An 18,543-nucleotide genomic window follows, 5' to 3' on the forward strand; every position below is an offset into this window, starting at 1 on the left:
GGCCGTGGCCGAGGCCAGTGTCGGGCGGTGCCGGCGGGCTGGGCCGTCGGCGCCCTGAGACGGGGTCCCCGGTCGCATGGTGGCGGCGCGGAGGCGGGTCTGGATGTCAGGTGGCGAGCTGTCGCCGGTCTTGTAGACGCGCAGGCCTGTCCGGTGCGGAAGGGGCCCGGGTGCCTCATCCGGCGGGTGTGTAGGTGACGGCCTGGTCGGGGCAGGCGGTGGCGAGGTCGTTCAGGGCGGCGTGTTCGGTGGCGTCGGTGGTGAGGTTCCAGCGGAGTTTGGTGGCGGTCCATTCGGCTGCGTATCGGCAGTGGACGTCGGCGGCCGGGGGCATCCGCTGGGCCGGGTCCTGGTCGGCCTTGCTCTGGTTCGAGCGGGCGGTGACCGCGACGAGCGATGCCTCCTGGCCCTGGTCGTTGGCGTAGGCCTCGCGGCGCCTATCTGAAGCCGGAACGGCGCACGCTGCCGCCTGCGAGGTGCGGGCAGCCAGCGGGCGTCACCCGAACGAATGGATCAGTCGTACTGGAGAAACGACACCTCACTGGTTGGTTCGCTCTCTGGTCAGTATGAACGCCATCACGCGCGGGCCGCGGGCCATCCATCCGCCGGGCTCACTTCAACACGCTGAAGTTGACGGGGAAGGCGACCCGGAAAGCGAGGACGTGCGCATCGCGTCGGTCGGCCGACTGTCCGTCATCTACTTCGCCAACCGAGCCCTGCACCACCCGTTCCGTCCTGGACGTCATCTGGATCGGTTAGCCACCCGCGCAGAACGCACCGGCCCCGACATCGCAGCTGCCGGGGCCGGGGCGTGCCGCATGCTGGCCGCGCCTGATCGCATTGGTCATCGGCGGCTTTGGCGCGGGCGGAACTTCGGGACCATGGTCGCCGCTGCGCAGCGTGGCAGTGTCAGGGGATCAACCGGGATCGGCGGCCATGGAGTTGAACGTCTCCCGCATGAGCTGGTCGGTGGCGCCGGTCTGTTCGACCAGGCTGTCGAAGAGGTCGGGGAGCAGCCAGAGCACGAAGTTGTGTACCAGGGCCTCTGGCGGTGGGGTCGTCCCGAACTGGTCCCATCGTACGCCGATCGGCTTCGCCTTCACCCCGCTCGCCAAGGCCGCCCTCGAGGACCCCGGCGCCTTTACCTTCGCCCGGCTGCTGGAGCTCCCGGACCGCGACCTGGTAGCCGACCCGTCACCGCCCAGCTCCACAAGGCCGCCCACGGCCCTCTGGAGGTTCTGCGCGCCCGCACCCTGCCCGAGGACCGCGTCGGTGGGCCGACGTTCGCCGGCGCCCAGATCACGGCCGACGCCAACCTCGTTGTCGCCGGTCTGCTGCTCGACTTCTAGAGCGCCCGCCGCCCGCTGGCGGAGATGTCCCGGCGCACGGCATGGCACCTGACCGGCTACCTGCTGTTCGGTGCCGCCGACCGGTACCGGGTCGACACCGTCGGCCTCTACCTGACCTGCTCCGGGGTTCTTGCGTCCTGGCCGGTCGACGAGGTCCTCGCCCTGCTGGGGCTGGCGCCAGTGGAACACCGGTGACCCGGAAGGCGAGGACGTCCGCTCCGCGTCCGTCGGGCAGCTGTCCGTCGTCCACCCACCCGCACACTCGATCGGTTGAATCCATACACCGCAGCACCGCAGTGCGGGTAGCCATGCTCGGGAGAGGCAATCAGCGTCCTCACCCGAGCGTGAGGACCTACAGCCGGGAGGCGCTTGTGCTAATCCGCCGCTTTCTCGCTCTCGTGGCCGCAGGTACAGCTTTGATCGTCAGTTCGCCACCCGCCACAGCTGCGGCTACGCCATGCCCGCGCGGCCACCTTTGCTTCTGGGAGGGAACGTACTTTCGCGGAACCCGGATGTCCGTGGACCTACGGACCCGCCCTGACTTTGAGGGGTTCTACTGGATTAAGGGTGCGCATTCTTGGCAGAACCGCTCGGGGTGGGATGTGGAGCTGCGCTACAAGGATGGCCAAATTAAGCCGATTTGCGTCCACCCCGGTGCTCGTGGCTCACATGAACCGTACCCCGAACGCCCTATCGAACTGTTCTTGGTACACACTGGTGCGACCGGCTGCTGATCGGTGAGTTAGAACTCCCCAGTCGGCTCTGAGTCGGGTGCTGTGGGCGCCCTGGGGCCTGAGTAGTCAGCACTGCATCGGCGGCCGACACGGCCCCGAAGGCGCTGTGGTGAAGATGGCCCCAGATCCGATGCCGACGTCATCGTTCCGGTCGTAGTCTGCGGCCGCGTTTTGCATATGCCAGGCAGCGCGTTGAATTCTCTGGAAGACGTGGGTCACTTCATCAAAGACGTCAGCGGCAGCAGTGTTCGCGCTACCAAGAACGACAGCGACAGCTCCGACAGCCGCGACCGTTGTACGCACACGCATGGTTGTCTCCTCCCAGGCGGAAACGCGAACGTCGTGCGATTCTCTCTACGCTCGGGCAGGGCGAGGGCTGATTACTCCATCCGTGGGCGTTGTGTGGCGCCATCGCCTGGGCGGCAGCTTTCTGGCACAAGAGGCCTCGCCCGGCAGCCCTAGGACCTGAATGGGCCGCCAACGCACCCGAAGACTTCGCAGTGGCGTTCTCAGACGGTGCCTACGTTGCCCGCTGCGCGACCTCGCCGCCCCCTGGGGAGAGACCGCTTGGAAGCCCGCATGACCGCCACGGCGTCGACCGGGCCCCGCTGGGAAGGGATCAGCCCATGTCCGCCCCCACCGCCCCGCATCGCGCGTACGGTGGCGATACGACCCGCCAGGAGGTGCCGATGAGCGCGCAGCCCGAGGAAGCCCCCGCCCCGCCGGCTCCGGCCGCTGCCGCCCAGCTGCTCGCCCAGCTGCGCGACGACCGCCGCGCCGATACCTGGGTGCCGGCCTTCGAGCGGGACTGGGCGAAGGCCTTGGAGGACTCTCGTCATACCTACAGCCTCACGCCCCTGCACGACGTCGTCCGCACCTGGCAGATGCGCCTCGCCGCGGCGCCGGCCGTCGACGCCTACAGGGACTCCGGCCGGGATGAGACCGGCTTCGTGGACCTGGCCGACGTCCTCGGTGCCCGCCGGTGACCGATCAGCCCTGGGCGGTGCGCCTGTCCCCGCAGGCCGCGAAGACGCTGACCGCGCTGCGCGAGCACGCCAAGGAGACGGTCCGCGACGTCCTGGACATCGCGGTGCGCTCCCCATGGGGCTGGCCCCAGTGGAACACCGGCGACCCGGAAGGCGAGGACATCCGCGCTGCGTCCGTCGGCCAGCTCTCCGTCGTCTACGTGATCAACCGGCTCACCCGACACCTGTCCGTCCTGGACGTCATCTGGATCGGGTAGCCACTCCGTAGCGGCGCCCTGGCCCTGCAGGGCTACTTGAGGAGCGGCCACAGAGCGGCGCCGGTGCCGATCACGGTCGCCAGCCCACGCTCCCGCTCCTGACCGAGGCAGCCGCCCAGACCCTGGCCGGATGGACCCAGATGGACCTCTTCTTTGACCGCCGCGACACCCTCAAGCTCGCCCTCGGCGCCCCGGTGATCCTGGCCGCCGAGCGGATGCTGGGCGGCACCGCTCGCCGGCTCAGCCACGACACCAAGGGCTGCGACGCCGACACCACCACGGCGCTGGAAGAGGTCACCGCGTTCTTCACGAAGGCCGACGCCTCCAAGGGCGGCGGTTGTACCGCTCCGCGATCGTCGCCCAGCTCGCCGAAGTCGCCCGCCGTATCCAGGACGGCGTCCCGCCGTCGCTGAAGGCCCGCGTGTTCGCGGCGACCGCCGACCTTGCGGCGCTGGCCGGGTGGGTCAGCCACGACTGCGGCCGGTACGCCACCGCCCAGCGGTACTGGGCGTACGGCATCTACGCGGCCGGCGAGGCCGGGCAGCCGGACCGCGGGGTGGAGATCGTCACCCGCATGTCCCACCAGATGATCTACCTGGGTCACCCCAGCGACGCCCTCGCTCTCCTCGGCGTGGCCGCGAAGAAAGCGACGCTGCCCGCGACCCGGGCGCTGGTCGCCTCCCAGACCGGCCGGGTGCACGCCGCCCTCGGCGGCGCCGAGGTGCCGAGCGGCACCTCGGCGCCGCCGACGAACTGGTGGCCGACGGCCTGGGCGACGACGTGCCCGACTGGGTGGCGTACTTCGACGCCGCCGAGCGGGTGCGCGTCATGGACCGCATCGGCCTGTCCGCCGCGCTGTTCACCGAGGGGGACGCCGAGCAGGCGGCGGTGGCAGCCCAGCAGGCGCTGGACGACGCCGCCCGCGTCGACTCCACGCTGGTCGCCTCCAGGCTGAACACGCTGCTGGACGCTGCCCGCCCGTACAGGACCGCCGCCGTGGACGACGTCCGCACCCGGGCACGGGATCTTGCGTCCTCCCGTCCGACGACGGTCGCGGCCTGAGACCATCGAGGCCATGGGCAGGCATTCCCGACCAGGGCCACCGAACCAGCCGTCCCGCGCCGTCTCTCGCGTCGACGCGGGTGACCCGCTGGCCGCGTACGAGAAGCGGCGCCGGGCGCCCATGGACGTCTGGCGCCGGCACCGACCACTGCACGGCGGCGCGAGCCACCTCAGACCGGACGAGCCACGGGCCCTGGAGGAATGGGACGGCTTCGCCTACGTCCCCGCCGGAACCGCCGACGATCTCGCCGCCGCACGCGCGTGGGCCAACCAGGCCGCCCCGGGCACCGAGGCCGCGACCGAGTAGGTGAGACTGGACGCCGCCCGGCGGCCGGGATGAAGCGTCCGGCCGATGCTGCCGCCGCCGGGCATCCTTTCATTGCTGGACACCGCCGCCCGTGCGGGGGTCTCCTCGAGGCACACCCGGGTGCTCCGCGGCTCACCGTCCGAGCCCGCAAGCTGGACCCATGCTCCCCGCCGATGCGGGGGTGTTCCGGCCGGCGTTCACGTGGAGTACCTGCCGGAGCAGTCGTCCCTGCCGACGCGGGGGTATTCCGGAAGAGTTCCCTGACCTTCAGGGAGCCGGAAGGGCCTCCCCGCCGTTGCGGGGGTGTTCCGCCGGGCTACCACTAGCGGCAGGCCTGGGCATGTCCTCCCCGCTGACGCGGGGGTGCTCCGCAGATCATCGGGGATGTCCGACATCGAGCCATGTCCTCCCCGCCGATCTGGCGCAAAGTGCCTAATCACATTGGGGTGCGGGTGTTACCGTCCCTCGCATGGCTGAACTGATCGCTCCCACGGGGCGGCTGCATTCCTCGTGGCTCACGGCGCGTGACGAGTGGCAGCCTGGCGCTCACCAGGATGGGGCCGGCCTGCGTCTGGTTGGTGACGATGACCTCGACAGCCCGGAAGGGTTCGCCTTATGGGTCGAGCGACTGCGGCAGCAGTCGGACCGGTCGCTGCCTGTCGGGGAAGGGCGCGTCCACGCCACCCACTGGTGGATCATCGACGGCGAGTCGTACCTCGGGGCCATCGACCTTCGGCACTGTCTGAAGGCCTTTCTGTTGGAAGGCGGCGGACACATCGGCTACAGCGTTCGGCCTTCTGCCAGGAGACGTGGACTGGCCACGTGGGCGCTGGGAGCGGTTCTACTCAAGGCCCCGGCGCTCGGTCTGGACCGGGTCCTCCTCACCTGTGACGACGGCAACGTCGGCTCGGCGCGCACCATCGAAAGCAATGGCGGCGTCCTCGAAGATGTGCGCAGCACCGAAACCGGGGTCAAGCGCCGCTACTGGATCAGTCTCGATGACGCTGGTCACAACCATTCATTGATGGCCGCGACAAGGACGGTCACCTCGTAGCGGACCGCTACCGGTAGCTCGTGCCTCGTGGCCACGGCGCGGTGCCTTTTGGAGTGATTGACGCCGCACTCGACGGCGTGCCGAGCCGTGGAGGCCTGCGGGTCGAACTTTGGCGGGCGGCCAGGCTTCCTGCCCTTCGGCAACAGTGGTTCCAGCACGGCCCATTGCGCTCGTCCGGCAGATCTCCACGCGCTACAAGCCGAGATCATGTCATGACCAAGATCGACTTTCGATACACGCCCCCAGCACCGGTCTGAGCGCCCCACCGAGTGGAGTCATGTGTACCGCTCAGGGGCACGTCGGTGTCCCCGTTGTGTCTCACCTCGCCTGCTCGTGCGCCGGCGCGAAGCCGGGAAAGGGGCTGTGGGCTGGTCGGGCGGGCGTTGTCCGGGGCGGTCACTCGCGCCGGCCGGCGCGGTCGGCGGTGAGGCGGGCCTCGTAGCCATCGAGGAGGGACTGAAGACCGAACGCGAAGGTGTTGTCGGGCGCTGCGGCGTACTCCGTGGCGGCCGTGGTGTCGAGGCGCTCGCGCAGGCGCGGGAATTGCATGGCGGTCTCGGTGGCGCGTGTCATGGCGTCGGCCATCAGTTGCTCGGCGTCTGCGCCGTTCTTGCTCAGCCGGCGGTTCAGCGAGACCTGCGCGGCAGGGCCGAGCGCGCAGCCGAGTACGAAGGTGAACACGGCGCCGGCCGCCCAGTCCGCGTCGGCGGCGGCGAAGCCCGCCTTTTCGTAGATGGCGAGGCTGAAGTCGTTGTGCCGGGCCTGGCCGGGGCCGTGCAGGAGGTGGCTGCCGAATGCCTGGACGAGCCAGGGGTGCCGGGCAAGCATCGCGTGCATGCCGGAGGCATGGGCGGTGGCGGCCGTGCGCCAGTCGGTGGCGTCGAGATCGGGCAGCTCGACCTCGTGCCAGATCGCGTCGCTGGCGAGTCGGACCAGGTCGTCCTTGGTCTTGATGTGCCAGTAGACGGCCGTGGCGGCCGAGTCAAGCCGTTTCGCCAGGCTGCGCATGTTGAGGCCGTCCAGTCCCTCGTCGTCGAGCAGCTCGATGGCCGCACGGACGATCCGGTCTGCGGTCAGTGTGTCTCGAGGCATGGCCCCCACCCTACTTGCACTTAGTTCATGAAATTTCTTGCACATAGTTCGAGTGGCGGCCTACGCTCCTACTCGTACTTAGTTCAAGTATCCGAAGGAGGAGCAATGCTGCAGGACAAGCTGTCGGAGTTCGTCAAGGCACAAGCCACGGAGCTCGGCGTTCCTGGCGTAGCCGTCGGGGTGCTCCTGGACGGCCAGGAGATCTACGCCTCGCACGGCGTGACGAGCCTCAGCAACCCGCTGCCGATCGACGACAAGACGCTGTTTCCCCTGGCGTCGGTGTCCAAGACCTTCACGGCGACCGCACTGATGCGCCTGGTCGCCGAGAGGAAGGTGGACCTGGACGCGCCGGTGCGGCGCTACGTTCCCGAGTTGAAGCTCGCCGACGAGCAGGCCGCGGCGCAGATCACCGTCCTGAACCTGCTCAATCACACCGCGGGCCTGGACTGGAACCTGGTTGACGACGGCGAGGGCGACCGCTCTCTGGCCGGGCTCGTGACGAAGCTGCCCCAGCTACCGCTGATCGCACTGCCCGGGGCCCGCGCCTCGTACAGCCAGGCCGGATACAACCTGGCCGGACGGATCATCGAGAAGACCACGGGCCTGCCCTTCGAGCAGGCCATGGCCTCGCTCCTCCTGGAGCCGGTGGGCCTTGCGGACACCGTGTACGGCCTGTCCGAGGTGATGGTCCGCAAGTTCGCTGTGGGCTACAACCGCGGCGACGACGGCGAACTGCACTCCGCCCGGCCCTGGGGAGCGTTCAAGGAGGGCGCGCGCGGCGACAACCCCGGTGGCGGCCTCGCCTCCTCGGTGAGCGATCTGCTGCACTGGGCCCGGTTCCACCTCGGCGACGGCGAGGGCGTCGTGCCTTCCCAGGCCCTGCACCGCATGCGGGAGCAGACGGTCGAGCTGCGCGCCAGCGCGCTCGGTGACGGCCTCGGCATCTGCTGGTTCCTGCGCTCCCTAGACGGCCCCGACGGCCTCCACGGGATCGGCCACGGCGGCTCGGGCAACGGCCAGTTCGCCGAGCTGCTCATCGTGCCCGAGCGCAACTTCGCGGTGGTTTCCCTGGCCAACGCAGGCCCGGACGGCTACCCGTTCAACCAGTCCGTCGTGCGGTGGGCGCTCGAGCACTACCTCGGCGTCGTCGAGAAGACGGCGGAGCCGATCCCCTACGACGAGGCACAGGCCCAACAGGTCGTCGGCCACTACGAGATCGACGCCATGAACCTCGACATCGCCACCGACGGCACCCGCCTCACCCTGGCGGTCGGGATCAAACCGGAGATCCGCGCGGCATCGGACGAGGAAATGCCCCCGGACTACCCGGCCGCGGACATCGGCTTCCTTCCCGGCGACGGCGACGAGTACATCGTTACTGAGGGCGGCCTCAAGGGACAGCGCGGCTACTTCTCCCGCGACGTCAACGGCGCAGTCACAGGCGTCGACCTCGCCAGCCGGCTCTTCAACCGGGTCACGGAAGCATCCTGATCCAACGCAGGAACGGGGGTCCCGAACCGCGGTCGGTATGGGCATGGTCAGCCCCAGCGCCGAGGCAGCCAGCAACAACGCGCTGCCGCTGGTCTTCCTGCCGCTCATCTCCAGCGCCTTCGTCCCGGTCGACGCGATGCCGGGCTGGTTCCAGCCGATCGCCGAGTACCAGCCGTTCACGCCCGCCATCGAGACGCTGCGCGGACTGCTGCTCGGCACCGGGATCGGTAATAACTGGTGGATCACCATCGTCTGGTGCTTGAGCCTGGTTGCGCTCGGCTACCGCCCGTCGAAGGCGGTGTTCAACCGCGACCTGAAGTGACCGCGCGGACTGCCTGGTGCGCCTGCCGCTGCCACAGCCGCTCCGGCTCGGTCTCCGGGATCAGCACCCTTACGCGCGGGCCCGGTTCGGCGGCGGCCACCTCGCGGACGTACGCGGCGACCGGACAGCGCAGGCTTTGCCGCTCTCGATGGACAGCCGCATCAAGGGCCGTCCTGGCCCGCCCAGGAGCCCTCCAGGGGTGTGCATGGAAGCCCCGGTCCTCGCCGACCGGACACGGCGCTGCCGGCTACCTCGGTCGTGGCTCGGAAGCCGTCCTCGTCCGGCTCTGCCGCGGCTGACCGCCGTCGGGACCTCCGCACTCCACCGCTTCTACGACGCCCACGCCATCCGCGATGCCACCCGCCGCCGGCTCCAGCGCGTCTTGGACCTGGAAGAGACCCGGCTGACGGATGCGTAACGCTCCGCCGGGGCAGTGGGCAGACTTCAGGGCCGATAGATCATCTCGATGAGACCGGCCGCGATCAGATTCCACGCGGCGAGTCCGAGCAGCCCCATCGATTCGGTGAGAACCCCGGCCGTTCCCAGGGCGGCCATGAGCAAGAGAAGACCGTACTGGATGCGCCGGAGACGGCGGGCGGGGTCGTCAGAGTGCTTGTAGGTCTCCTGCGCAGTAACTGTCGCAGGTCGGGTCGGCCGCGAACCGTCACACAGCCCACCCCACCCCCACGCCTCCCTGACAGACAGTCATTCCCGATGGCTCATTGTGTTAGGAGTTCTTAGCCGTGGAAGTTGATGTAGCCGTTGCTGTCGGGGTCGTCGTTGTGGTTGGTGTAGGCGTGGACGTCGGCTCGGCTGCCTGAGGGCTTGTACAGGTAGATGGTGTCCTCGTCGTTGTTCCACAGGAAGTTCAGTTGTCGCGATAGACGACGTTGTGGGTGTCGGAGTCGGTGCCGTGGCCGCCGCGCAGCTTCACATAGTCGCCGGGCTGCAGGTAGTGGTTGGCGGTGAAGGTAAAGCGGTTACCGGTGGCGTCCTTGACGACGTAGCCCTTGAGGTTGATCGTCGAGCGGGACGAGTAGTTCTTCACCGTCAGGTACTCCTCGTCGGTGTTGCCCGAGGAGCAGCTGTTGGAGTCCCGGCCCGGTGCGTCGTACTGAACTCCGCGGATCTTCACCGCCGAGCTGTACTCGGCGGCGTGTGCGGGAACGACGGACAGGGCGGTCAGCGCGCCGGCGGCAACAGCGGCAGCCGTGGCGAGGATCTTGCGCAAGAGCGGGCTCTCCCATGGTCGAGCGGGTGGTGTCGCCTGTGCAGGACACGCACCCGAGTCCGCTGGTTGCGCACCGACAAGGACCTTCACCCGTTCGAAGGTACGTAGAGGCACGTTGCCTGCGGCGGTGGTGGCCCGGCCACCGGCGCCATCTGTCTCCATGGGCCGCGGCGAGTGGTGGGACGCGAAGTACCGGGCACGGCAGATCGAGGCCCGCAACGACCCTGCCAGTACGGGCGTCATCGTCGGGTCGCGCGCAACTCGAAGGTCAAGCCGGGGGCGGGCTGAGGTGGTGTGATCCCGGCTGCGGGGTTGGGTTACGGTGCCGTGTATGCGCACCGAGGACGCGATCATCCGACCCCTGCTCCGGATCCGGGACGTGGCCGCGCGCGGGGCCCTGTACGGGCTGGCCGGCGTGCCCCTGCTCGGGGTGGCCTCCCTGTTTTTCGGCGACCACTACGACCGGACGACGTTCCTCGGCGTTGTCGGATTGTTCGCGGCCGCCATGGCCGTGGTCGGGATCCTCATCGGGCTCTTCTTCTGGTGGGCCTGCGGGGGAGACATCCGGCGCTGTCGCGACTGGCGAACCGTCAGGGGCCAGGCCGGGCCCGTGACCGTCGCGGCCCCGGTCCTGCTGCGGATCGGGGTGCTGGCCCTGGTGCTGTGTCCCGGCGCCTTCGGCCTGCACCACCTGGTGGACAGCGCCGGGTACGACAGCTGGCTGTACGGCGACTGAGCCACGCGTGCGCCCGGCACGGGCGCTTCGGCGACGTGGCCGAGCTCCGGACCGGCTGGGTGGCCCCATGCGTCCCCGAATCCATCCACGGTGCCGTCACCGCCGGCCAGGCCGAGGCGGAACACTCACTGCCCCAGCCGTCCATGAAGTCGTTCCACTCGAAGATCACCGGCGCCCGGCTCTACGCCAACGCCCTGGAGCGCTCCCTGCAGTAACCAGAAGGACGGGCCACCTGGTTGGTCGTCGTCCGCACACATCCGTGGGCCCCAACGCATCCGCGTCGGGGCCCATCAATGGCGCAGCAGGCACTGGGCCTCCACCACGTCCCAACCGGGCCCCGCAAGGACGGCACTCCGCGTCACGCTGTATCCGGCGTACAGTCCCTTCCCCGCCGCTTCGCTCCTGCGGACCTCGCAGGGATAGGACGTGCCGGGCTGGAAGGCGTAACGGTCCCTTCCGGCCGTCGCACTGGTCGTACTGCTGCTGGGTCCCGGAGCCGCCGCCGTGGCCTTGACATGGTCACCGGCGGAGCGGTCACCGTTCCACGCCGAGGAGATCACCATCCCGGCGCCCATGCCGGCCAGCGCGGCGAATGCGGCGGCGGCGAGGGCTACGCCTCTGCGCACCAGCGGCGGCCGGGCATCCTTCACCGATGCCGGTTCCACCCCCGGAACGTCGCGCCCCGGGTCCGTCGCACTGTCCGACAAAGACAGGGCGCTCCGTCGCTGCCGTGCATCCTCGGCAATCTCGTGCAGGACCAGCAGGCGGACGCTGTCCGCCCCGGAAGCCCGCGCCAATTCCTCCACCGCGCGGCGCGGCGGCAGGGTTTTCCCATTGAGATAGCGGTCCCAGGACGAGCGGCTGACGCCGGTCTTCATCTCCAGCGACTCCAGGCTCAGCCCACTGCGGTCCTTGAGCCTTCTCATTTGAACGACGAGTTGCCGCACACGTGGATCCAAGGAATCCGGTAATTCCTTCCAACGCAGCATGACGCCCCCCTGCTCACATGCACAGTTGTCCGTTGTCCGCTAAGCAGTCATTCCCCATCGGTACACCTCACTCGACTCCCGAGTTCGGCCCGGCCCGCCGAATTGGTCTCTTCCAGCCAGGGCCCACGCAGTCCGCCATCCCCTGCGTGCCGCATCGCACCGGGCATCCCGGCAGGTCAACGGGTGGGACGTCCCACGGTCTCCCCAAGCGACTGGATGCTGTGGCCCGCGCCCAACCTGACCGGCAATCTCTTGAGTGCCGAACCCGCAGCGCATCCCACCGGGTTCAGCCACCGACCGACAACGAGAAAGGGAAACAATGAAACCGCGTTCGCGTGTGATGCGATCTGTGATGGCCGCAGCTCTGGCTGCCGGAGGTGTGACGGCCGCCGCCACGGTACCGGCCGCGGCCGCGCCGGCCCGAGCCCAAGCCTGCTACGACCACTCGGTCGGCTACGAGACGGTCGAATACGGCGAACTGCACAGGTGGCCGAGGACCGGGTGGGCCACGACAAGTTCGTACTGCGCCGACATCAACGTCAAGGCCAACATCATGACCGACGTGAAGGTCTGCTTCCGTGCGACCGGCAAGTGCAACGACTTCAAGACCGCCTACGCGCGCTCCTGGATCGCGGCGGCCACCAACGTCCTGGACGGAACGAAGTACTACCTACTGTTCTCCAGCTACAGCGCGGGACTGGCGTCGGCCTGACCGTCCGGCCCCTGAACGCTGATGGCTCCGCTGTCTCCATACGTACGGAGACAGCGGAGCCATCAGGCGTGAGCCCGGCTCAGTGGGTCCCCGCCGGCCGTGGACTTCGCCAGGCAGCAGCGGCTGCACGTGGTGGACCGCCAGATGCTGGCTGTGTGGGCGTCGGGTTCCCGCCGTTGTGGGAGCTGCTGCGGGCCGTCCCGCCCCCGAGACGGTCACCGTCTTTGAGCTGGGCTGCGCTGCGAGTCGGCTCCTGCGCCGTGTGGGCCGCCTTTCGCCCGTCCCTGGCCGGGCGCTGCTGCGCCGGCTGAAACGCTTGCGGCGGGTTCCCGCGCTGTTTGGGCGCGGGAACCCGAGCTGGCCGGGATCAGGGGACGGGGTTGATGGTCACGTCGGTGCCGGGGCACTCGGCTGCACCGAATGTCAGCGTGTTCTGTTCGGCCGGGTCTACGGTGAGGTCCCACTGGAGTTTTACGGCGGTCCAGTTGGCGAGGTAGTGGCAGCGTTCGGTGGGGTTGTCGGGCACGAGCCAGGTGGTGGGGTCTTGGTCGGCTTTTTGCCGGTTGGAGCGGGCGCTGACTGCTGGGGGTCGCGGAGGATGGTGAGCAGGTGGTACCAGCGGTGAGCGTGGGCGCTGGCGCGGCGTTCGAGTTTGCGGACGGGCAGGGGGACGAGGGTGCTGGTGCCGTTGCCATGGTAGGCGCGTTCGTGGACGCGTCCGCCTGAGGACCACACTTCGTGGCGGCAGCGGCGGTAGCTGAGGGTGCGGATGTAGCGCGGCTTGGTGTCCTTGTGCTGTTTGTTGATCAGCAGGCGGCCGCGGCGGGCGATGACGTCGCGGTGCATGCCGCGGAAGGCGCCGTCGTACAGGACGCCCATGCAGCCGTCGGCGGCGTCCAGGATGCTGCAGGCCAGGTCGAGTGCGACGGCTGCTTCGCCGCCTCCCTGGTCATGGGGGACGTGGGCGTGGTTGAGGAAGCCACGGCGGAAGTAGCCGCGGTGGCGGGTGGCCTTGTGGTACCAGGTGTCGATTTCGCCGATGAAGATTGCCGGGCGCAGGGCGCAGAACGAGGCAGCGGTACAGGACGCCCTGGCCGCGCTCACCGCCGACCGCACCGTGCTCATCTCCGCGAGGCGGTTGCTTCAGGAGGAAGGGGCTTTCCAATGGACTGTGCGGTCGCACCAGCGGTGGATCAGCACATGGTCGTGACCGACGGCGAGAAGGCCCGCTCCTGTGGATCGGCGATAGTGCTCGACGGCCGCGACCAATGCGGCGGTGGTAGACGCGTCAAGCATCGCGGTCATCTCGTCGCAGACCAGCCAGCGGGGACGCAGCGCGAGGGCGCGGGCGAGGCAGGCTCGCTGGAGTTGGCCGTCGCTGACCTCGTGGGGGCGGCGGCTCAGCAGGTCCGGAGTCAGGCCGACGGTCGTGGTGAGTGCGGCGAGCCGTTCGGCTGCGGCTTTCCCCTCGCCGGTTGCGCGCAGGGGCTCGGCGATCAGATCCGCGAGCGGCAGCCGGGGATCGGCGGAAAGCCGTGGCTGCTGGAAGACGACACCGAAGGCTGTGCGTAGTTCGCGGGGTGCTCGGTGGCGCCACCGCCGTACGGGCTCGCCGTCGAGCAGCAGCGTGCCCGAGTCGGGGCGGTGCAGCAGTGCCGCGACGCGGGCAAGGGTGGACTTGCCGCAGCCGCTCGGGCCGAGCAGGCCGACAGCCTCGCCGGGCGCGACAGTAAGAGAGGCGTTCCGTACGACGGGGGCGTTCCTCGCGTATCCAGCGGTGATGTCGCGCAACTCAAGCACGGGTGCCCTCCGGCACATACGGGTGGTGGCAGGCGACCGCGTTCATCATCCGCGGCAGTGCGGCGCAGGCGTCGGTGGTCCGGCCGCAGCGGGTGGCGAAGGCGCAGCCTTCGGGGAGCGCGCCGAGTTCAGGGGGCATGCCTGGGATGGGAATGAAGGCGCGGTCGGGGAGGGCCTGGAGGAGACCGCGGCTGTACGGGTGGCGAGGGCCCTGGGAGCCGAAGAAGGCGGTGGCTTCGGCGAGTTCCACTATCCGGCCCGCGTACATGACAGCCACCCGGTCGGCGATGCGTGCGGCGGCGGACAGATCGTGGGTGATGACCAGCAGGGCTCGTCCGGAGGTGTCCACGTGGTGCCGTAGCGCGTCGACCGTGTGGTCCACGAGGTCGCGGTCGAGTCCGGTGGTCGGTTCGTCAGCGAGCAGGAGGGGGGCGTCGCCGATGAGGGCGAGGGCGGTGGCAGCGCGCTGGGCAAGACCGCCTGAGAGTTCGTACGGGTAGCGGTCGAGGTGGTCGCCCGGAAACGCGGCGCGTTCGGCGGCCTCCTCAGCGGCGGAGCGCAGAGCGGCACGTCCCCGGGTGCCGGTCAGCGCGGCGACAGTCTCCTCCAGGTGGGAGCGGATCGTTCGGACGGCGGTCAGATGCGCTGCCGGGCTCTGCGGGATCAGGCCGATACGGCGTCCCCGCACCGTGCCGGCCAAGGTACGTTCGTCCACCGCCAGGAGATCGAGGTCTCCGAGGCGGGCCTCTCCTGTGGTCTGCGCGTTGCCGGGGAGCAGGCCGAGGAGGGCGGAGGCGAGGACGGACTTGCCGCATCCGCTCTCGCCGATGAGAGTCAGGCACTCGCCGACTGCCACGTCGAAGTGCGCGTCGGTGACAGCAGCCACGGTGCGTCTTCCCGGCATGAGAAAGCGCACCGACAGGCCGCGTACAGACAGGACCACAGAGCCCTCGGTCACAGCGTCAGCTCCGATCGGCGGCGGGGATTGAGCCGCTCCCGCCATGCCCCGGCGAGACCGGCGACGGCGAGGGTCGGGACGATGATGAACAGGCCGGGGAAGAGAGTCGGCCACCACTGCCCGACGAGCAGTGAGCCGCGTGCCCCCTGGATGAGCGTGCCGAGGCTCGCCGTGTGCGTGGGCAGGCCGAGGCCGAGGAAGGACAGGGCTGACTCGTGCCACATGGCGTGCGGCACCATCAGGACGGCGGCGAGCCCGGCCTGAGGCAGCACGGCGGGCAGCAGGTGGCGTACGGTCACCCGCCACCGGGAGGCGCCACCGGAGACAGCGGCGTCGATGTACGGCCGGGAGCGCAAGGACAGGACCTCGGCCCGGACGATCCGCGCGGTCGACAGCCAGTGGGTGAGCGCGACCGAGATCACCACCGGCCAGACGCCAGGGCGGAACATGGCGACGATGAAGACGCCGAGCAGCAGGTGGGGTACGGACGAGACAGTGTCGACCAGGCGCATGATGCCGCGGTCGACCCAGCCACCCAGCGCCCCGGCGGTCGCTCCGACCGCAGTGCCGATCAGAGCCGCCGTGAGGGCCGCCGCGACGCCGACGAGCAGGGAGACCCGCAGGCCGTAGACGCAGCGCAGCAGCAGGTCGCGCCCGACGTCGTCGGTACCGAACGGGTGGGCCCAGGAGGGTGGTCGCAGCTTCGCGGCCAGGTCGACCGCCTGCTGGTCCAGTTGGACCAGCGGCGGAACCAGCAGGACCGCGAGGACGGTCACAACGGCCAACGCGGCGGAAGAACGCAGCCTGATGGTGTGGGTGGAGCGGCGACTGATGCCGTACGACCGCCACTCGCGCTCGGCTGCGGCCTCAGCCATGGGAGTCACATCTCACTGAGCTTCACCCTCGGGTCGAAGAGTCCGTACAGCAGGTCCGCGAGCATGTTTCCGATCAGGACGGCGGCAGTGGCCAGCGTGGTCAGGGCGGCGAGCAGCGGGAAGTCGACGGCGGTGGCCGCCTCCACCGTGGCCGCCGCGATGCCCGGCCAGCTGAAGACGCTCTCCACCAGCAGGGCACCGGTGATGAGTTCGGGCGCGCGGGAGCCGATCAGCGTGAGCACCGGCAGGAGACCGGAGCGCAGGGCGTGGCCGAGCAGCACGGTGCGTTCGCTCAGGCCTCGGGCGCGGGCGCCCCGTACGGGGTCCTCGGTCAGTGCGTCGCCGACGCCTTGGCGGACGTACAGGGTGAACCACGGGAGTTGGGAGACGGCGAGCACGCCGGCGGGCAGCACGATGTGGCTCGCGAGCTGGCCCGCGCTGACCTGTTCGCTTGCGGTGTCGGTCAGGCCGCCTGCCGGGAGTACGTCCAGTTGGAGCGCGAAGAGCCAGATGGCTAGCAGGGCGATCCAGAAGACCGGTGCGGCCTCCAGGACGTAGGCGAGTGACGTGACCGTCCGGTCGAGCCACGAGCCGGGGCGGCGGGCGGCCAGCACCCCGAGCATCGTGCCGAGCAGCACCGCGACGACGAACGCGACCGCGCACAACAGCGTCGACCACACCAGGCGCTCGCCGATGACCTGGGCGACCGGCTGCCGCATCACGCTGGACCAGCCGAGGTCACCGGAAGCCGCGGAGGCCAGCCAGTCCCACCAGTGTGCGGTGAACGGCTCGTCGACACCGAGGTTGGATCTCAAACGGTCCAGGGTTTCCTTGTCGGCGCCCAGCGCGGCATTGCCCGCATACGCCTTGACCGGATCGAAGGGGGAGGCGGCGGCGATCGCGAACACGCCGAAGGTGACGGTGAGGAGGACGGGAAGCGCGAACAGAGCCCGGCGTCCGGCAAGGCGGGCCATCGCTCCCCACGGCAGGGACGTCATCGCTTCGGCTGCCAGTCCTGGAGGTTCCACCACGGGCCGCTGGCAAAGCCGTGCTCGTGCGGTTCGATCTGTGTCGTCAGCCCCTCCCAGCGGTCGGCGAGCAGGTAGACGTGATCGATGTGGGTGAGGAAGGTATAGCCGGGGTTCGCGACCACCTCGCGCTGAAGGGTGATGTACGCGGCCTTGCGTTCGTCCGGATCGCGGCTGCGGCGGCCGGTGTCGAGGGCCTTGTCCACTGTCGCGTCGTGGTAGTGGGCCATGTTGTTGAAGCCGTCTCCGGCGACGGACGAGTGCAGCAGCGTATAGAGACCGAAGTCGGGGTCGCCGTTGCTGCCGAAGCCCGCGAGGACCGCGTCCCGGTGCATCCGCGGTTCGATGACCTCCCAGGTGGCGCTCCCCACCCGCACGTCGATGCCGGCCTTCCCGGCATCGGAGGCGTAGGCGAGAGCGTGGTCCTGACGGACCTTGTCGCCCGCCGGGAAGAGCAGGGTGAACGAAGCCCGCCTGCCGTCCTTGACGCGGATGCCGTCCGCGCCGGGTGTCCAGCCCGCCTGGTTCAGGATCCGCCGGGCCTTACCGAGGTCCTGGGAGCGTTCGAGGCCCTTGGCGAACCAGGGGTCGTCCACGGGCAGGGGCCCGTACGCAGGCCGGCCTGCGCCGTCGAGGATCTTGTCCACCATCGCCCGGCGGTCCACGGCGGCGTCGAGGGCCTGGCGGATCGCGCGGTCGCCGGTGACCTTGTTCGCCGCAGGAAGGGTGACGGTGCGGAAGTCGTAGGACTTCGCGTCGTAGGTCTTCTTGTCCTTGTCGTTCCTGAAGGTGGCGGCGAGATTGGGCGGGAGGATCGCGCCGTCCAGGTCGCCGGAGCGCAGTCGTGTGGCGCGTACGTCGTCGTCCTCGACGATCGCCATGGTGACCGTCTTCACCTTCGGTACGCCGCCCCAGTAGTGCGGGTTGGCCTTGAAGATGAGCTTTTCGCCCTTGCGCCAGTCGGCCAGGACGTAGGGGCCGGTGCCGATCGGCTTGGTGTTGAAGGATCCGGTGTTGGGGTCCTGCTTCCCCGCGATGTGCTCCGGGACGACGGGCAGGACGGTGCGGCCGGCGAAGGGCGCGTAGGGGTACTTGAGCGTGAAGACGACCTTGTCGTCGCCGTCGGCCCGTACCTCCTTGATCGCGTCCAGTTCGCTGCGGGAGGCGTTGTTGGTTCTGCTGTCGAGGATCGTCCGGTAGGTGAACACCACGTCGGCGGAGGTCAGTTGCTCACCGTCGCTGAACCTGACCCCCTTGCGCAGGGTGTAGGTGTACGTGCGGCCGGCATTGCTGATCTCGGGCAGCGCCTTGGCCAGCGCGGGCCGCAGCTTCAGGTCGGCGTCCCGGGCGATCAGGCCATCGAAGATCTTGGAGTTTCCGTCCTTGCCGTAACCGAGCAGTGGGTTGAGCGTGGCCGGCTCGGCGGTGATGCCGATCACCACGGTGTCGGCGGATCCGCCGTGGCCTGCTCCGCCGCCGGGTGCCGAGCATGCGGCCGCCGTGATGACCGCCGCCGTCGTGACGGCAGCGCCTCGTATGCGTAGGGCCGTCATGATCCTC

The 18,543-nt window shown here is 69.4% G+C and carries 21 protein-coding genes and 5 pseudogenes; 15 read left to right on the forward strand and 11 right to left on the reverse strand.

All coding sequences use genetic code 11. The features are described 5' to 3' along the window. Positions 1 to 175 precede the first annotated feature (175 nt). Positions 176 to 439, reverse strand: a pseudogene (locus CCL05_RS22190) (HNH endonuclease); the annotation flags it as partial. Positions 440 to 917: 478 nt separating this feature from the next. Continuing rightward, on the reverse strand, positions 918 to 1,115 hold the full coding sequence (locus CCL05_RS44530; protein WP_143589927.1) for a hypothetical protein: 198 nt from the start codon (positions 1,113 to 1,115) through the stop codon (positions 918 to 920). A gap of 258 nt (positions 1,116 to 1,373) precedes the next feature. Between CCL05_RS44530 and CCL05_RS44865 the strand changes: the two genes are divergently transcribed. The 9 genes and pseudogenes from CCL05_RS44865 to CCL05_RS22225 all read left to right on the forward strand — a co-directional run bounded on the left by CCL05_RS44865 (position 1,374) and on the right by CCL05_RS22225 (position 5,749). Further along, entirely contained in the window at positions 1,374 to 1,544 is a 171-nt protein-coding gene (locus CCL05_RS44865; protein ID WP_158102473.1) for a hypothetical protein, read from the forward strand. Between the two features lie 113 nt (positions 1,545 to 1,657). Then, complete coding sequence (locus CCL05_RS47530; RefSeq protein ID WP_086562236.1) at positions 1,658 to 2,083, forward strand: peptidase inhibitor family I36 protein; 426 nt, start codon at positions 1,658 to 1,660, stop codon at positions 2,081 to 2,083. A 689-nt stretch (positions 2,084 to 2,772) separates the two neighbouring features. Further along, on the forward strand, positions 2,773 to 3,069 hold the full coding sequence (locus CCL05_RS22205; RefSeq protein WP_086562237.1) for a DUF6247 family protein: 297 nt from the start codon (positions 2,773 to 2,775) through the stop codon (positions 3,067 to 3,069). After that, positions 3,066 to 3,326 carry a hypothetical protein gene (locus CCL05_RS22210; RefSeq protein ID WP_086562238.1) on the forward strand — a complete coding sequence of 87 codons (261 nt, stop codon included), beginning with the start codon at positions 3,066 to 3,068 and terminating at the stop codon, positions 3,324 to 3,326. The genes CCL05_RS22205 and CCL05_RS22210 overlap by 4 nt, the downstream gene beginning before the upstream one ends. Positions 3,327 to 3,466: 140 nt before the next feature. After that, positions 3,467 to 3,739, forward strand: a complete 273-nt coding sequence (locus CCL05_RS46340) for a hypothetical protein (protein WP_244204354.1) — start codon at positions 3,467 to 3,469, stop codon at positions 3,737 to 3,739. Further along, a pseudogene (locus CCL05_RS47685) lies at positions 3,664 to 3,978 on the forward strand (NsdA family TPR-like regulatory protein); the annotation flags it as partial. The gene CCL05_RS46340 and the pseudogene CCL05_RS47685, both read left to right, overlap by 76 nt. 104 nt (positions 3,979 to 4,082) lie before the next feature. Beyond that, positions 4,083 to 4,388: a hypothetical protein gene (locus tag CCL05_RS46345; protein WP_244204355.1), complete on the forward strand. Its 306-nt coding sequence runs from the start codon at positions 4,083 to 4,085 to the stop codon at positions 4,386 to 4,388. Positions 4,389 to 4,401: 13 nt separating this feature from the next. Beyond that, positions 4,402 to 4,695 carry a DUF6087 family protein gene (locus tag CCL05_RS22220; protein WP_086562239.1) on the forward strand — a complete coding sequence of 98 codons (294 nt, stop codon included), beginning with the start codon at positions 4,402 to 4,404 and terminating at the stop codon, positions 4,693 to 4,695. Between the two features lie 469 nt (positions 4,696 to 5,164). After that, entirely contained in the window at positions 5,165 to 5,749 is a 585-nt protein-coding gene (locus tag CCL05_RS22225) for a GNAT family N-acetyltransferase (RefSeq protein WP_086562240.1), read from the forward strand. A gap of 396 nt (positions 5,750 to 6,145) precedes the next feature. Here the strand turns inward: CCL05_RS22225 and CCL05_RS22235 are convergent, their stop codons facing one another. Continuing rightward, complete coding sequence (locus CCL05_RS22235; protein WP_086562241.1) at positions 6,146 to 6,841, reverse strand: TetR/AcrR family transcriptional regulator; 696 nt, start codon at positions 6,839 to 6,841, stop codon at positions 6,146 to 6,148. A 105-nt stretch (positions 6,842 to 6,946) separates the two neighbouring features. Between CCL05_RS22235 and CCL05_RS22240 the strand changes: the two genes are divergently transcribed. After that, positions 6,947 to 8,332, forward strand: coding sequence for a serine hydrolase domain-containing protein (locus CCL05_RS22240; RefSeq protein WP_086562242.1), 1,386 nt, complete (start codon positions 6,947 to 6,949; stop codon positions 8,330 to 8,332). 28 nt (positions 8,333 to 8,360) lie between these two features. Beyond that, positions 8,361 to 8,654: pseudogene (locus CCL05_RS22245) on the forward strand (ABC transporter permease); the annotation flags it as partial. Between the two features lie 737 nt (positions 8,655 to 9,391). Here the strand turns inward: CCL05_RS22245 and CCL05_RS22255 are convergent. Next, a pseudogene (locus CCL05_RS22255) lies at positions 9,392 to 9,885 on the reverse strand (lamin tail domain-containing protein). A 331-nt stretch (positions 9,886 to 10,216) separates the two neighbouring features. Between CCL05_RS22255 and CCL05_RS22260 the strand changes: the two are divergent. Together CCL05_RS22260 and CCL05_RS22265 are read left to right on the forward strand one after the other, a co-directional pair. Further along, entirely contained in the window at positions 10,217 to 10,621 is a 405-nt protein-coding gene (locus CCL05_RS22260; protein WP_244204356.1) for a DUF6336 family protein, read from the forward strand. Positions 10,622 to 10,656: 35 nt separating this feature from the next. Then, entirely contained in the window at positions 10,657 to 10,836 is a 180-nt protein-coding gene (locus CCL05_RS22265) for a hypothetical protein (protein WP_086562244.1), read from the forward strand. Between the two features lie 75 nt (positions 10,837 to 10,911). On the opposite strand, the gene CCL05_RS22270 is transcribed toward CCL05_RS22265, so the two are convergent. After that, complete coding sequence (locus tag CCL05_RS22270) at positions 10,912 to 11,568, reverse strand: helix-turn-helix domain-containing protein (protein ID WP_244204357.1); 657 nt, start codon at positions 11,566 to 11,568, stop codon at positions 10,912 to 10,914. A gap of 394 nt (positions 11,569 to 11,962) precedes the next feature. Here CCL05_RS22270 and CCL05_RS22275 point away from each other — a divergent pair, with 394 nt between their 5' ends. Together CCL05_RS22275 and CCL05_RS47535 are read left to right on the forward strand one after the other, a co-directional pair. Then, positions 11,963 to 12,322: a hypothetical protein gene (locus tag CCL05_RS22275; RefSeq protein ID WP_143589929.1), complete on the forward strand. Its 360-nt coding sequence runs from the start codon at positions 11,963 to 11,965 to the stop codon at positions 12,320 to 12,322. A gap of 93 nt (positions 12,323 to 12,415) precedes the next feature. Then, positions 12,416 to 12,633, forward strand: a pseudogene (locus CCL05_RS47535) (hypothetical protein); the annotation flags it as partial. A 160-nt stretch (positions 12,634 to 12,793) separates the two neighbouring features. Here CCL05_RS47535 and CCL05_RS22285 read toward each other — a convergent pair. From CCL05_RS22285 to CCL05_RS22310, 6 genes are read right to left on the reverse strand one after another with little or no spacing between them, the layout of a single operon-like run. Next, positions 12,794 to 13,447: a hypothetical protein gene (locus CCL05_RS22285; RefSeq protein WP_086562247.1), complete on the reverse strand. Its 654-nt coding sequence runs from the start codon at positions 13,445 to 13,447 to the stop codon at positions 12,794 to 12,796. Between the two features lie 18 nt (positions 13,448 to 13,465). Beyond that, positions 13,466 to 14,122 carry an ABC transporter ATP-binding protein gene (locus CCL05_RS22290; protein ID WP_086562248.1) on the reverse strand — a complete coding sequence of 219 codons (657 nt, stop codon included), beginning with the start codon at positions 14,120 to 14,122 and terminating at the stop codon, positions 13,466 to 13,468. After that, positions 14,115 to 15,125, reverse strand: coding sequence for an ABC transporter ATP-binding protein (locus tag CCL05_RS22295; protein ID WP_167409594.1), 1,011 nt, complete (start codon positions 15,123 to 15,125; stop codon positions 14,115 to 14,117). The genes CCL05_RS22290 and CCL05_RS22295 overlap by 8 nt, the downstream gene beginning before the upstream one ends. Next, positions 15,077 to 15,955, reverse strand: coding sequence for an ABC transporter permease (locus CCL05_RS22300; RefSeq protein WP_086562250.1), 879 nt, complete (start codon positions 15,953 to 15,955; stop codon positions 15,077 to 15,079). The genes CCL05_RS22295 and CCL05_RS22300 overlap by 49 nt, the downstream gene beginning before the upstream one ends. Positions 15,956 to 15,960: 5 nt before the next feature. Continuing rightward, on the reverse strand, positions 15,961 to 16,929 hold the full coding sequence (locus CCL05_RS22305) for an ABC transporter permease (RefSeq protein ID WP_086562263.1): 969 nt from the start codon (positions 16,927 to 16,929) through the stop codon (positions 15,961 to 15,963). A gap of 20 nt (positions 16,930 to 16,949) precedes the next feature. Next, positions 16,950 to 18,536, reverse strand: a complete 1,587-nt coding sequence (locus tag CCL05_RS22310) for an ABC transporter substrate-binding protein (RefSeq protein ID WP_086562251.1) — start codon at positions 18,534 to 18,536, stop codon at positions 16,950 to 16,952. Between the last annotated feature and the right edge of the window lie 7 nt (positions 18,537 to 18,543).

Source organism: Streptomyces africanus, assembly GCF_002150735.1.
GTDB lineage: Bacteria > Actinomycetota > Actinomycetes > Streptomycetales > Streptomycetaceae > Streptomyces > Streptomyces africanus.